This window comes from Oleiphilus sp. HI0080, from assembly GCF_001635135.1.
The window spans coordinates 1-544 of record NZ_LWFU01000694.1; the positions used below are offsets into that span (position 1 = coordinate 1).

Consider the following 544-nt stretch of genomic DNA (forward strand, 5'->3'; position numbering starts at 1 on the left):
TTTCGACTTGCTGTCGAATAAACGGTAATAAGGCCTCTGAGTGCAACTGAACAGGCGACAGATTAATCNCCATTTTTAAAGGTTTAACGCGTCTACGAACATTCAAATCGTAGGTTACAGCAAACGCTTGCTCAATCACCCAGTTACCTATCTGAATGATAATATCGCTTTCTTCTGCCACCGGAATAAATTCATCCGGGGGGATCATTCCAAATTCATTGTTTTTCCAGCGGATCAACGCCTCAGCGCCGATCGTTTCCTGATCACCCGACAAACTTATCTTCGGTTGATATTCAAGAAAGAACTCATCGTTATCAATGGCGCTTCTTAGCAACGACCTTATTCGCTGTTTGTGTTGGTTCTTCTGATCTAACTCAGAAGAGTAAAAAGTGTATCTGCACTTACCGGTTTCTTTTGCTTGATACATTGCTGCATCCGCATACTTAATCAGTTGTTCAACCTCTTCCCCATCATTTGGGAAGAGACTGACACCGATAGACGCGCCAAACTTAAACTCTTTACCTTGAAAGGTAATCGGCTTGCT

The 544-nt window shown here is 42.7% G+C and carries 1 protein-coding gene; it reads right to left on the bottom strand.

Annotated elements, in window-relative coordinates; translation table 11 throughout:
- Positions 1 to 544, bottom strand: a 544-nt coding sequence (locus A3751_RS15025; protein WP_156492497.1) for an EAL domain-containing protein, incomplete at both ends; no start/stop codon positions are given.